General features: G+C 72.1%; 10 protein-coding genes. 5 read left to right on the forward strand and 5 right to left on the reverse strand.

The features are described from left to right. Nucleotides 1-37 precede the first annotated feature (37 nt). From ABZU69_RS04730 to ABZU69_RS04750, 5 genes are all read right to left on the reverse strand, one after another. Nucleotides 38-1,471 (reverse strand): GH1 family beta-glucosidase, encoded by a 1,434-nt coding sequence (locus tag ABZU69_RS04730; RefSeq protein WP_354963056.1) that lies wholly within the window; start codon nucleotides 1,469-1,471, stop codon nucleotides 38-40. After that, entirely contained in the window at nucleotides 1,468-2,310 is an 843-nt protein-coding gene (locus tag ABZU69_RS04735) for a carbohydrate ABC transporter permease (protein WP_354963057.1), read from the reverse strand. The genes ABZU69_RS04730 and ABZU69_RS04735 overlap by 4 nt, the downstream gene beginning before the upstream one ends. Before the next feature lie 10 nt (nucleotides 2,311-2,320). Continuing rightward, nucleotides 2,321-3,292, reverse strand: coding sequence for a sugar ABC transporter permease (locus tag ABZU69_RS04740; RefSeq protein ID WP_354963058.1), 972 nt, complete (start codon nucleotides 3,290-3,292; stop codon nucleotides 2,321-2,323). A gap of 109 nt (nucleotides 3,293-3,401) precedes the next feature. Next, entirely contained in the window at nucleotides 3,402-4,688 is a 1,287-nt protein-coding gene (locus tag ABZU69_RS04745; RefSeq protein WP_354963059.1) for an extracellular solute-binding protein, read from the reverse strand. 298 nt (nucleotides 4,689-4,986) lie between these two features. Further along, nucleotides 4,987-5,550, reverse strand: a complete 564-nt coding sequence (locus ABZU69_RS04750) for a plasmid pRiA4b ORF-3 family protein (RefSeq protein ID WP_354963060.1) — start codon at nucleotides 5,548-5,550, stop codon at nucleotides 4,987-4,989. Nucleotides 5,551-5,700: 150 nt separating this feature from the next. On the opposite strand from ABZU69_RS04750, the gene ABZU69_RS04755 reads away from it, so the two are divergent. The 5 genes from ABZU69_RS04755 (at nucleotide 5,701) to ABZU69_RS04775 (ending at nucleotide 13,015) form a co-directional block, all read left to right on the forward strand. Continuing rightward, nucleotides 5,701-6,447: a pyrimidine reductase family protein gene (locus tag ABZU69_RS04755; RefSeq protein ID WP_354963061.1), complete on the forward strand. Its 747-nt coding sequence runs from the start codon at nucleotides 5,701-5,703 to the stop codon at nucleotides 6,445-6,447. 162 nt (nucleotides 6,448-6,609) lie between these two features. Further along, nucleotides 6,610-8,361, forward strand: coding sequence for an ATP-binding protein (locus ABZU69_RS04760; protein WP_089017047.1), 1,752 nt, complete (start codon nucleotides 6,610-6,612; stop codon nucleotides 8,359-8,361). Between the two features lie 16 nt (nucleotides 8,362-8,377). Beyond that, nucleotides 8,378-9,526: an exonuclease SbcCD subunit D gene (locus tag ABZU69_RS04765; RefSeq protein WP_354963062.1), complete on the forward strand. Its 1,149-nt coding sequence runs from the start codon at nucleotides 8,378-8,380 to the stop codon at nucleotides 9,524-9,526. After that, nucleotides 9,526-12,000, forward strand: a complete 2,475-nt coding sequence (locus ABZU69_RS04770) for an SMC family ATPase (protein ID WP_354963063.1) — start codon at nucleotides 9,526-9,528, stop codon at nucleotides 11,998-12,000. Before ABZU69_RS04765 ends, ABZU69_RS04770 begins: the two co-directional genes overlap by 1 nt. Before the next feature lie 55 nt (nucleotides 12,001-12,055). Then, nucleotides 12,056-13,015, forward strand: coding sequence for a hypothetical protein (locus tag ABZU69_RS04775; RefSeq protein ID WP_354963064.1), 960 nt, complete (start codon nucleotides 12,056-12,058; stop codon nucleotides 13,013-13,015).

A 13,015-nucleotide genomic window follows, 5' to 3' on the forward strand; every position in this document is an offset into this window, starting at 1 on the left:
CGTGGACACCGGGACCGCCCTGATGGCTGGCCCGAGCCTATTGTGCGGCCAGACCGTTGCGTCGGATCACCGAGGCGTACCACCTGGCACTGGACTTGGGGATGCGGACCTGGGTTTCGTAGTCGACGTGGATCATGCCGAACCGCTTGGTGTAACCCCAGGCCCATTCGAAATTATCCATCAGCGACCAGGCGAAGTATCCCCGCAGGGGCACCCCGGCGCTGATCGCCTCGTGCGCGGCGCGCAGGTGGGCGTCGAAGTAGGCGAGCCGGTCGACGTCGTCGACCTCCCCGTCGACCACCGTGTCGACGAACGCCGAGCCGTTCTCGGTGACGTAGAGCGGCAGGTCGGTGTACTCGTCGTGCACCCGGCGCAGCGTCTCGACCAGGCCGGGGGCGTCGATTTCCCAGTTCATGTCCGTGACCGGGACGCCTCGGGTGACGAACCGGACGTCCTCGCTGCCCGGCCAGCAGGAGGGCGCCCGCCAGTACGGCTCCGGCTCGGCCCCCTCGACCGGGGCGGCGATCACGTGCCGGCTGTAGTAGTTGATCCCGACCAGGTCCAGCGGCGTGGAGATGGTGGCAAGGTCACCATCGCGTACGTGATCGAAGTCGGTCACCGCGCTCAGGTCGGCCACCAGGTCCTCCGGGTACGACCCGCGCAGCAGCGGGTCGAGGAAGAACCGGTTGGCCAGCCCGTCGATCCGCCGGGCGGCGTCGACGTCGCCGGGCGCGTCGCTGGCCGGGTCGACGGGGTAGAGGTTGACGGTCACCCCCACCTCGGAGCCGGGCCGGGCGGCCCGCAGCGCCTGCACGGCCAGGCCGTGCCCGAGCATCAGGTGGTGCCCGGCGCGGACCGCGTCCGCTCCGTTGGACCGGCCGGGGGCGTGCACCCCGGAGCCGTAGCCGAGGAACGCCGAGCACCACGGCTCGTTCAGCGTGGTCCAGTAGCGCACCCGGTCGCCGAGCGCGTCGGCGACCAGCGTGGTGTAGTCGGCGAAGCGGGCGGCGGTGTCCCGGGCCGGCCAGCCCCCGGCGTCCTCCAGCGGCTGCGGCAGGTCCCAGTGGTAGAGGGTGAGCCACGGCTCGATCCCGTGCGCCAGCAGCTCGTCGACGAGCCGGCGGTAGAAGTCCAGGCCCTGCGGGTTGGCCGCGCCGGCGCCGCCGGGCTGCACCCGGGGCCAGGAGACCGAGAAACGGTACGACTTGAGCCCCAGCTCCGCCATCAGCGCGACGTCGCCGCCGAGCCGGTGGTAGTGGTCGCAGGCCACGTCGCCGGTGTGCCCGGCGACCACCCGGCCGTCGGTGTGGCTGAAGGTGTCCCAGATCGACGGGGTACGGCCGTCCTCGGCCGCCGCCCCCTCGATCTGGTACGCCGCGGTCGCGGCCCCCCACAGGAAGCCGGGCGGAAAGGTCAGCCCGGGGCGCTCGTCGAGGACGCCGACGGCGGGCGGGCTGGCGGGGTTGCTCACGACTTGACGGCACCTTCCATGATCCCGCCGATGATCTGGCGGCCGAACACGATGAACACGATGACCAGCGGAACGGTACCGATGGCCGTGGCGGCGAACACCTGGGAGTAGTCGGTGTAGTAGGCGTACGAGAGGAAGGAGAGCGAGACCTGCAGGGTCGGGTTCTCCGGGGTGAGGATGGCGTACGGCCAGAGGAACGAGTTCCAGGTCTCCATGAAGGTCAGCAGACCGAGGACGCCGGCGGCGGGACGCAGCGCGGGCAGCACGATGCTCCAGTAGATCCGGAACGTGCTCGCCCCGTCGACGCGACCGGCCTCGATCAGCTCGTCGGAGATCGCCTGGCTGGCGTACTGCCGCATCATGAACACGCCGAAGGCGGTGACCAGGAATGGCACGGTGACCGCGTAGAGGGTGTCGTACCACCCCAGGTCCTGCATCATGCCCCAGAGCGGGATGAGCCCCATCTGGGTCGGGATCATCATGGTGACGATGATCGCCAGCAGGAGGGCGTTGCTGCCCTTGAACCGCAGCTTGGCGAAGGCGAACCCGGCCAGCGAACCGGTGAGCACCACCGACAGGGTGACCACCGAGGAGACGATGATCGAGTTCATCATGCCGGTGAGGAAGTTGGCGGCGTCGTTGTCGAGCACCCGCCCGAAGTTGTCACCGAACGCTCCGCCGGGGGTCAGCGGCGGCGGCACGTCGTTGATGGATTCCAGGCTGCGAGTGCCGATCACCATCATGTAGTAGAACGGGTAGATCGACAGCAGCGCCGCGAGGACGAGCGCCATGTAGGTCAGCGGGCTGGTGCGCCACAGGCGCTGGGAAGCCGAGATCATCGATCTCTCCTCACTTTGCCGAGCGGCGGACGAGTAGGAAGTTGAACACCGACACCACAACGATGATCATGAAGATGGCCCAGGCGACCGCGGCTCCGTAGCCGGCGGTGTTCAGGTTCACGATGCCCATCTCGTACATGTACATGGCCAGCGTCTGGAACTCCCGCTGGTTGCCGCCGATGATGTTGCCGTTGCCGAAGAGCAGGGGCTCGGTGAAGAGCTGCATGCCGCCGATCGTGGACAGGATGACCACGAAGATGAAGGTGGGCTTGAGCATGGGCAGGGTGATCTGCCAGAACTGCCGCCACTGGCTGGCGCCGTCGATCGCCGCGGCCTCGTAGAGGTCCTTCGGGATCGCCTGCATGCCGGCGAGCAGGATCAGGGTGTTGTACCCGGTCCACCGCCAGTTGACCATGGAGGAGATGGCCATCCAGGAACTCCAGCGGTGCCCGTCCCAGTCGACCGGGTCGACACCGACGAAGCCGAGCAGCCAGTTGAACAGGCCGAACTCCCGCTGGAACAGCATCCCGAAGACGATCGCGACCGCGGCCACCGACACCACGTTCGGCATGAAGATGGCCATCCGGAAGAAGGTCTTGGCGCGCAGGAAGGTCCGGTTGAGCAGGTTCGCCAGGAAGAGGGCGAGCAACAGCTGCGGGATGGTCGACAGGGCAAAGATGCCGAACGTGTTGACCAGCGCGTTCCAGAAGTACTCGTCGGACGCTAGCCGAGTGTAGTTGTCGAAGCCGATGAACGAGCGGTCGCCGATCATGTCCCAGTCGTGCAGCGACATCCAGGCGGTACGCAACATCGGGTACAACCCGAACGCGCCGAAGATCAGGAAGAAGGGGGCGATGTAGAGGTACGGCGAGTACTTGACATCGAGGCGGTTGAGAAACCTTCCCCGGCTACGTCGGGAAGAGACGTCGGGAGAAGGCGGTGCTGCTGGCGACGGCGGTGCGGTCGTGGCCGACAGGCTCATGCGAATTTCCTTTTCCGGCGAGGCCCGGGGGCCCTCGCGCAGGGAGCTACGCGGAGGGGACCGGCCGGTGGCGTCCGGGTACTCCCGAACGCCACCGGCAGGGAATCACTCAGAAGGCACCCTGAGTCTTTGCGTCCTTCGTGAACTGCTCCCAGGCCTTCGCCTTGTCGGCCTGCCCGTTCTCGAACGCCCGCAGGGCCGGCTCGAGCGCGTTCTCCTTCACCGCCTGGTGCTTCGGACCCAGGTGGATCGGCTGGATCTTGGCGACGCTCTCCCCGAAGATCTTGCCGGTCGGCGCGTTGCTGAAGTACTCGTTGGTGTAGCTGAGGAACGCGTCGTTCTTCAGCGCCTCCAGGTTGGTGGGCAGCGGGCCCTTGAGCTTGAAGGCGTCCACCTGGCTCTTCGCGTTGGTCAGGTACTCGGCGAGCTTCGCCGCCTCCTTCGGGTACTTGCTCTGCTCCGGAACCGCGAGCCACGAGCCGCCCCAGTTACCGCCGCCACCCGGCACGGCCGCGACATCCCACTTGCCCTTGTTGGCCGCACCGGAGTTGTCCGAGACGATGCCGAGCATCCAGGACGGGCAGAAGGTGGCCGCGAAGGTGCCCTGCTTGAAGCCACCCGACCACTCCGGCGACCAGGTCTGCGCCTTGGCGGAGATGTCCGCCATCGAGGTGGCGGTGTCCCAGGCGTTCTTCACCGCGGGGCTGGTGTCCGCGATGATGTTGTCGTCCTTGTCGTAGAACAGATCACCGTTGCCCTGGAAGAGCACGCCGTTGGAGACGGCGGTGATCGAGTCGATGAACGCCTTGCCGCCGCTGCCCTGCTTGTACTTCAGGCCGGCCTCGTGGAAGCCCTTCCAGTCCGTCCAGAGCGCCGACACCTGGTCGCGCTCGGTGGGCAGGCCGGCCGCCTGGAACAGGTCCTTGCGGTAGCAGACCGCGAGGCTGCCGACGTCGGTCGGCAGGCCGATCAGCCGGCCGTCCGATGCCTTGCCCAGCTCCCACTTCCAGGGCAGGTACTCCTTGGAGTGGTCGGCGACCAGCGGCGTGAGGTCGGCCCAGTTGCGCGGGTTGGGCTTGAACTCGTTGAGGATGCCCTCTTCCAGGGCGGTGACGTCCGCCGCGCCCTTGCCGGTGGCCAGGTAGCGGACCAGCTTCGGCCGGTACTCACCGAGCTGGGCGGTCTTGCGCAGCTCGACCTTGATTCCGGTGTCCTTCTCGTACTGCTTGACGATCTCGTCGTAGCCGAACTCGCCGAAGGTGTCGACGACCAGCTTGGCCGGCTTCTCGCCGGCCGCCGGCTCGTCGTCGTTGCCGCAGGCTGCGAGACCGCCGATTGCGGTGATCGCGGCCAGGGCAGCGGCCGCCAGGCGGGTACGCCGCGTGGTGACACTCATTCGCTGACCCCTCTTTCCGGTGGTGAGGCTGGGTGGTTTGTGGTGGGGGGTGCTTGCCGCGCCGGGTCGGCGCCGGCGGTGCCGGCGGCCGGATGGAGGAGCGTGGGTGACCCGCGCCACCTCCGGGAGCGCTCCCATGAGATTGCCGGCGGGTAACGGGGGTGTCAATAGGGCGATGGGAGCGTTCCCAGATCGTTACCGCCATCGACCCCGGTGGCAGGTCACCCGAAAACGCGAAAATCCCGGCACCTCGGCCGGCGACTCACCACGGTTGCCCACTGCGGCGGGCGACGCGGGGTCAGCAGAAGCGGCGCAGCAGAGTGCCGGCGCGGTCGACGTCGAAGCGGGCGGGGTCGAATGTGGAGCCCGCCCAGTCGAGCAGCAGGGCGTGCGCCGGGTCGGCGACGTCGGCCGGATCGCCCTGATCGCCCAGCGCCACCAGCAGCGCCCGGTAGCCCGACGGGCCGCCGATGCCCTCCGGCGGGCAGGCCCGCTCGCCGTCCAGGCAGACCGGGTACCGCTCCTCCGGGTCGGCGGTCAGCGCGTCCTCGACCACCAGGTCGTGCTCCCACCAGTCGCCGAAGTCGTAGGTGTAGGAGAACCGGCTGCCCTTGCCGAGCACCGCGTCGAGCCGCACGTCCAGCTCGTCGTGCAGCGCCAGCTCGCCGTCCGGGTCGGGCTCGCCGTACTGCACCGCGTCGATCTCGAACGAGTGCAGGTGGCAGTCCCGCCAACCCATCGCGTGCTGCACCACCCGGTGCAGCCGATCCAGCGTGTAGCCGGCCGGAACGAGCACCCGGCGCCAGACCGGCGGACGGACGCCGGCGAGGGACATCTTCAGCTGGAAGATCTGACGCGGCATGCTGTCCTGTCCTCCCGCGGCTTAGGCTGCCAGCATGATCTGCCGAGCGTGCCGGGCCCGGCGACACGACGACTGCCCGGGCCGGAACTGGTGCGACTGCCAGCACCGTACCGCCCGACCGACCCCTCCGGTCACCGGTCCGGCCAGCGAATGACCGTCGGAATCCCGATCCGGCGGCTCTGGCCCGAGCCGGCGGCGCAGCCGCTGGACGACGCCGCGCTCACCGCGCTCTACGGCCGCGCCGACCAGCCCCGCCTGCGAGTCAACTTCGTGGCCAGCCTGGACGGCGCGGTCACCGTGGACGGCTACTCCGCCGGGCTCTCCGGCGAGCCGGACAAGCGGGTGTTCGGCCTGCTGCGGATGCTCTGCGACGCGCTGGTGGTGGCCGCCGGCACACTGCGCCACGAGGGCTACCGGGCGGTCCGGCTCGACGAGCGCCGCCGCGCCTGGCGCCGCGAGCACGGGCTGGCCGAGTACCCGACGCTGGTCGTCGTCTCCGGTTCGCTCGACCTCGACCCGGCGCAGGCCGCGTTCGCCGACGCCCCGGTCCGCCCGGTGGTGCTCACCCACGCCGGCGCCGAACCGCAGCCCGGGCTGACCGACGTCGCCGACGTGCTGCGCTGCGGCACCGACCGGGTCGACCTGGCCGCCGGCCTCGACGAGCTGCACAAGCGTGGGCTGACCGAGCTGCTCTGTGAGGGCGGCCCGCAGCTGTTCGGCGCGCTCACCGCCGCCGACCTGGTGGACGAGCTGTGTCTCACCGTCGCGCCGTTGCTCGCCGGGCCGGGCCCGGGCCGGATCATCGCCGGCGACGCCGCGCCACCCCGGCAGCTGCCGCTGCGGCACGTGCTCGCCGCCGACGACGGCGTCCTCATGCTCCGCCACGCCCGCGAGTGAACCCCGGGTCGGCAACGGCCCGTCGCTGACCCGGCACCCAGCGTCGCGTGCCTGACTGGCGATGGTGTCGTCCGCCGCGTCGCGTGGCAACCTGTCGTACTCCTCGGGCAGGATGCACCTCATGCGCGCCGACCGTGATGCCCGACCGACCCGAGTCGCCCGATGACCGACGCCGGCCTCGACACCCCGGGCGAGCCGGTCGGCCGGGTGCTGGGCACCGCCGACGCCACCCCGTTGCAGTTCTGGACGGCCGTGGCCCCCGGCAGCTACCTCCAGCTCGACGACGTGGTGGTGACGCGGCGTGAGCTGCCCGACCGCGAGCCGGTGACGATCGCCGGGGTGGTCACCCAGGTCCGGGCCCGGCACGAGGGCGCCCAGTTCGACTCCGACGTCTTCGCCATCGCCGACGGCACGCTGCCCGCGCAGGTGCAGGAGGCGGCCGAGGTGACCACCACCCGGGTCGACCCGGAGTTCTACGTGCCGCCGACCCCGGGGGCGGTGGTGCACCGGGCCGAGGGCGACGCCCGCGCCCGGGCGCTGCACTTCGACCGGATGGAGCGGCGCATCCCGATGGGGATGGGTCGCGACGGGGTGCCGGTCTACCTCAACGCCGACTTCCTCGACGGCAGCCGGGGCGCGCACGTCTCCATCTCCGGCATCTCCGGCGTGGCCACCAAGACCAGCTTCGCCACCTTCCTGCTCTACTCGGTCTTCCGTTCCGGGGTGCTGGGCGGCGACGCGGTCAACGCCAAGGCGCTGATCTTCAACGTCAAGGGCGAGGACCTGCTCTTCCTCGACCATCCCAACACCCGGCTCGACGAGCCCACCCGCGCGGCGTACGCGAAGCTCGGGCTGACCGCCGGCGCGTTCCCCGACGTCCGGGTGTACGCCCCGCCCCGGGTCGGCGACTCGGCCGGCACTCCGGACGTGAGCAGCCGGCTCACCGGCGTCGACGCCTTCTACTGGACGCTGAGCGAGTTCTGCGCCGACCGGCTGCTGCCGTACGTCTTCGCCGACGCCGACGACGAGCGCCAGCAGTACACGATGGTGGTCCACTCGGTCACCGCGCACCTGGCCCGCTACGCCCAGCCCGCCGACGGCGGGGTGAGCATCGACGGGGTCCGGCTCGGCTCCTACGGCGACTTGGTCGACCACATCGTCGACCAGCTCAACGACGACGAGACCCGCTCCGACTGGGCTGGCAGCGCGGTCGGTCTGGGCACCGTCAACGCGTTCGCGAGGCGGTTGATCGGCAGCAAGAAGGACCTCGCCCGGCTGATCCGCGGCGACCTCGCCACCCGCCGCCCGCACTCGATCAACACGAGCGAGTCGGCGCAGGTCACCGTGGTCGACCTGCACAACCTTCCGGACCGCGCCCAGCGGTTCGTGGTCGGTGTGACGCTCAAGAGCGAGTTCGAGCGCAAGGAGAAGTCCGGAACCGCCAAGCCGCTGCTCTTCGTCGTCCTCGACGAGCTCAACAAGTACGCCCCCCGCGAGGGCTCCTCGCCGATCAAGGAGGTGCTGCTGGACATCGCCGAGCGGGGCCGCTCGCTCGGCGTGATCCTGATCGGCGCCCAGCAGACGGCGAGCGAGGTGGAGCGGCGGATCGTCACCAACTCGGCGATCCGGGTGGTCGGCCGGCTCGACCCGGCCGAGGCCTCCCGCCCGGAGTACGGTTTCCTGCCGCCGGCGCAGCGGCAACGGGCGCTGCTGGCCAAGCCGGGCACCATGTTCGTCAACCAGCCCGACATCCCCGTGCCGCTCTGTCTGGAGTTCCCGTTCCCGGCCTGGGCCACCCGGGTCTCCGAGGCGGGCCGCGCGCCATCGGAGACGCTGCGCTCGATCACCCAGTCCGCCGACCCGTTCGCCGTCGTGGGCTCCGGCGGCGGCACCGACGACGACATCCCGTTCTAGGGGGGCCAGCGCAGCCATGAAGATCCTGCACACCTCGGACTGGCACGTCGGCAAGGTGCTCAAGGGGCAGTCCCGGGCCGAGGAACACAAGGCCGTGCTGGCCGGGGTGATCGACATCGCGATAGCCGAGCAGCCGGATCTGGTCATCGTCGCCGGTGACCTCTACGACACGGCCGCGCCCACCTCCGAGGCCACCCGGCTGGTCACCCGGGCGCTGACCGCGCTGCGCCGCACCGGCGCGGACGTGGTCGCGATCGGCGGCAACCACGACAACGGCCCGGCGCTGGACGCGCTGCGGCCGTGGGCGGAGGCTGCCGGGATCACGCTGCGCGGCGGGGTACGGGAAAACCCGGACGAGCACGTGATCGACGGCACCACCGCCGGCGGCGAGCGGTGGCAGTTGGCCGCGCTGCCGTTCCTGTCCCAGCGGTACGCGGTGCGCGCGCTGGAGATGTACGAGCTGACCGCCGCCGAGGCCAACCAGACGTACGCCGACCACCTGGGACGGGTGCTGGGTCGACTCACGGAGGGCTTCACCGAGCCGGACCGGGTGCACCTGGTCACCGCGCACCTGACGGTGACCGGCGCGACCACCGGCGGCGGCGAGCGGGACGCGCACACCGTGCTCGGCTACGCCGTGCCGGCCACCGTCTTCCCGGCCACCGCGCACTACGTGGCGCTGGGCCACCTGCACCGGGCGCAGCGGGTCATCGGCCCCTGCCCGGTGCGCTACAGCGGCAGTCCGCTCGCGGTCGACTTCGGCGAGCAGGAGAACGTCCCCTCCGTGACCGTGGTCGAGGTGACGGCGAGCACCGCGGCCCGGGTCCGCGAGGTGCCGGTGACCGCGGCGAGCGCGCTGCGCACCGTGCGGGGCACCCTGGCCCAGCTCGCCGAGATCGAGGCGCCGGACGCCTGGCTACGGGTGTACGTGCGGGAGCAGCCCCGCGCCGGCCTCCGCGAAGAGGTCCAGGAGCTGCTTCCCCGTGCCCTGGAGATCCGGATCGACCCGGAGCTGCTCGCCGCGCCGGGCAGCGGCGCCCGCATCGCGCAACGCTCCGGGCGCTCGCCCCGGGAGCTGTTCGCCGACTATCTGGACAGCCGGGGGCACGCCGACGAGGGCGTCCGGGAGCTCTTCGACGAACTCTTCGAGGAGGTCGAGCACTGATGCGTCCGATGCGGCTGGACATGGCCGGTTTCACGGTCTTCCGGGACGAGACGACCGTCGACTTCACCGACGCCGACTTCTTCGCCCTGATCGGCCCGACCGGCTCGGGCAAGTCCACCGTGCTGGACGCCATCTGTTTCGCCCTCTACGGCACGGTGCCCCGCTGGGGCGGCACCCGGGGGCTGGCGAACGCGCTCGCGCCGTCGGCGACGGAGGCCCGGGTTCGGCTGGTCTTCGAGTCCGGCGGCGCCCGGTACGTGGCCACCCGGGTGGTGCGCCGGGACGGCCGGGGCAACGTCAAGACCGCGAACGCCGGGTTGCAGCTGATGCCGGCCGGCTTCGACGTGACCAAGCTGGACACCGGCCTGAGCCCGGAGGACCTCGGCGAGGTGGTGGCCGGCACCCCCGCCGAGATGGAGCAGGCGGTGCTGGAGGCGGTCGGGCTGCCGTACGAGCAGTTCACCAGCTGTGTGGTGCTGCCGCAGGGCCAGTTCGCCGACTTCCTGCACGCCAAGCCGGCGACCCGGCAGCAGATCCTGGTCAACCTGCTCGGCCTCGGCGTCTACGAGGACGTGCAGAAGCGGGCGACCGCGCGCGCGGCGCAGGCGGAGGCCCGACTGGACGCGGTCGACCAGGTGCTCGCCGGGCTCACCGGCGTGGACGACGAGGCGCTGGCCGAGGCCGACGCCCGGGTCGACCGGATGACCGAGCTGGCCGCCGCGGTGACCGCTGCTGTGCCGGAGCTGGCGGCGGCCCGGGCCGCGGCGCGCGAGGCGGCGGCGGCGCTGAGCGCCCTCGACGACGAGCTCACCGTGCTGACCGGGGTGCGCGCGCCGGGCGGCGTGGCCGAGGTGGCCCTCGCCGTGACCATGGCACGGGCCGACGCCGAGGCGGCGGCCACCGGCGTCTCGCTGGCCGAGGAGCGGGAGGAGAAGCTTCGCGGCGAGCTCGCCGGCGCCGGGGACGAAAGCGCGCTGCGGATGCTGCTGCGGGCGTACGACGACCGCGACCGGCTGACCGGCGAGGCCGAGACGGTCCGCGCGACGGTGACCGCGGCGAACGGCGAACACGCCGCGGCGGTAGCGTCGCTGGCAGCCGCCCGCGCCGACGCCGAGCGGGCCGAGGCCGAGCTGGAGGCGGCCTTCCGGGCGCACGAGGAGGCGAAGGCCACCGACCTGGCGGTCGGCCTGCGGGTGCACCTGCATCCCGGCGCCGCCTGCCCGGTCTGCGAGCAGCCGGTGGCCGAGGTGCCGGCGGTGCCGGCCGACTCGGCGGTGGCCGCCGCCACGGCGGCCGGCAAGGCGGCGCGGGCCGCAACGAAGGCCGCCCAGGCGGTCGTGCAGCAGCGGGACGCGGCGGCGCGTGACCTGGAACGGCTGCTGGTGCAGGCCCGGGCCCGGCAGGAGCAGCTGGACGCCCGGTTGGCCGAGCTGGCCGGGCAGCTCTCCGGGGCGGCCGAGCCGGCCGTGTTGCGCCGGGAGTTGGCCGAGCACGCCCGGCTGCGGCGCGCGCTGGAGGAGGCGGCGACCGCCGTTCGGGCCGGCCGGGACGCGGCCCGAACGGCCCGCGCCGGGGTGGACGCCGCCGAGGAGCGGCTGCGGGCGGCCTGGCGGGGCTTCGACACCATCCGGGACGGGCTGGCCCGGTTCGGCCCTCCCGCGACCGACCGGGACGACGTCTCCGCCGCGTGGGCGGCGCTGACCGGTTGGGCGGCCACCGAGGCGGACCGGCGCCGCGCCGACCGGGCCGGTCGGGCCGCCGTGGTCGCCGAGGCCGAGGGGGCGGCCGACGCGGTGCAGCGGAGCATCGCCGGCATCTTCGCCGCCGCGGACGTGCCGGTCGCGGACGATCCGGTGCACGCCGCGACCGTGGCGGTGGAGCGGGCCGAGGCCGACCGGCGTCGGCTTCGGGAACGCCGCGAGCAGGCCGGGACTCTGCGCGAGCAGCGCGCCGGTCACGAGCGGGAGGCTCAGGTGGCCCGCGCGCTGGCCGGGCATCTGCGGGCCAACAACTTCGAACGGTGGCTGCTGGCCGAGGCGTTGGACCTGCTGGTCGACGGTGCGTCGGGCATCCTGCGGGAGCTCTCCGGCGGGCAGTACGAGCTGGTGCACGACAAGGGTGAGTTCTTCGTGGTCGACCACCACGATGCCGGGCTGCGCCGGGGCGTGCGCACGCTCTCCGGCGGCGAGACGTTCCAGGCGTCGCTGGCGTTGGCGCTCGCGCTCTCCGAGCAGCTGGCCGGGATGTCGACCACGGCGGCGACCCTGGAGTCGATCGTCCTGGACGAGGGCTTCGGCACGCTGGACGCGGCCACCCTGGACACGGTGGCGGCCACCCTGGAAAACCTGGCCGCCCGGGGCGACCGGATGGTCGGCGTGGTCACCCACGTGCCGGCGCTGGCCGAACGGATCCCGGTCCGGTTCGAGGTGCGCAAGGATGCCCGCTCGGCGCGCGTGGAACGGACCGGCCGGTGAGCGCGAGGAGTGCAGCGCAGCGGAGCCCCGCAGTCGCGAACGAAGGCGCGACTCCGTGACCGACGCCGCGTTCTTCGTCGACTCGTGGGACCCGGCGTACGGTGCGTCGTTCGAGGCGTCCGCCGCCGGGCCGGCCACGCCGAGCAGCGCGCAGGTCGACGCGGACGTGGAGCTGCCGGCCGTGGACTGGCGGGCGATCGGGGTACGGCCGGGAGTGCGGGCGCCGGACGTGGTGCTGCTGGTTGACGGGGTACGCCGGATCGACGCGAGCATCTGGACGGCCGAGGCCGACGGGGGGTCGTTCCCCGGGTTGGCCGCCTCGTACGCGGCGGGGGTGGTCCGCTGCGACCTGGGCCGGGGTGCGGCGCAGCTGGCCGGCGCCCGGGTGGGCCGGGGCCTGTTCACCGCGAGCCCGTCGGCGCAGGACGTGGTGGCGGGGGCGATCCGCTACCCGGTGCACCGGGTGGGCGGCACCGGTGAGCTGGCCAAGTTGCCGGCTGCCGTGCAGGGCCCGCTGACCGCGCTGGAGGTGGCGGTCTCCGACGCCGCCCGGGTCGACGGCGATCTGCTGGTGGTGGACGGCCCGTTGCGCAGCCGGCGGCAGTTGCCGCGCACACTCGGTTACATCAAGACCCAGCACAGCCAGTACCTGGAAGCCCGGCTGACCGCGGTGGTGACCACCCTGGCGCCGGGTGAACGTTCGCCCGTGTTCCGGCTCGGCACGGCGTGGGGCGGCTGGTCGTGGTATCTGCGGCTGCCGGTGGCTGTCGGCGCGCCGTGGGCCGGCATCGTCCGGGTGGAGTGCTCCGCCGACCTGCCCGTCGAGGCGGCGATCGAGCTGGCCGACCTGTCGCTGGTCACCCTGCCCCGGTTCGCCTCCACCCCGTACAAGGACCCACGGGCCCCGCAGAACCTGATCCCGATCGCCGGCCTGGAGCGCCGGCTGCGGGCCCTGCTCGGCGACTCCCGGTTGTTGCACCGTGCGCTGACGGCCGCGGCCCGAGCGGGCCGCTGA

The sequence above is a fragment of the Micromonospora sp. NPDC005206 genome (genome assembly GCF_040608175.1).
Taxonomy (GTDB): Bacteria; Actinomycetota; Actinomycetes; order Mycobacteriales; family Micromonosporaceae; genus Micromonospora.

Excerpts from the sequence above, each read along its gene's own strand:
- ABZU69_RS04735 (WP_354963057.1), bottom strand. The coding sequence starts at position 2,310 with ATGATCTCGGCTTCCCAGCGCCTGTGGCGCACCAGCCCGCTGACCTAC.
- ABZU69_RS04740 (WP_354963058.1), bottom strand. The coding sequence starts at position 3,292 with ATGAGCCTGTCGGCCACGACCGCACCGCCGTCGCCAGCAGCACCGCCT.
- ABZU69_RS04745 (WP_354963059.1), bottom strand. The coding sequence starts at position 4,688 with ATGAGTGTCACCACGCGGCGTACCCGCCTGGCGGCCGCTGCCCTGGCC.
- ABZU69_RS04750 (WP_354963060.1), bottom strand. The coding sequence starts at position 5,550 with ATGCCGCGTCAGATCTTCCAGCTGAAGATGTCCCTCGCCGGCGTCCGT.
- ABZU69_RS04755 (WP_354963061.1), top strand. The coding sequence starts at position 5,701 with ATGACCGTCGGAATCCCGATCCGGCGGCTCTGGCCCGAGCCGGCGGCG.
- ABZU69_RS04760 (WP_089017047.1), top strand. The coding sequence starts at position 6,610 with ATGACCGACGCCGGCCTCGACACCCCGGGCGAGCCGGTCGGCCGGGTG.
- ABZU69_RS04765 (WP_354963062.1), top strand. The coding sequence starts at position 8,378 with ATGAAGATCCTGCACACCTCGGACTGGCACGTCGGCAAGGTGCTCAAG.
- ABZU69_RS04770 (WP_354963063.1), top strand. The coding sequence starts at position 9,526 with ATGCGTCCGATGCGGCTGGACATGGCCGGTTTCACGGTCTTCCGGGAC.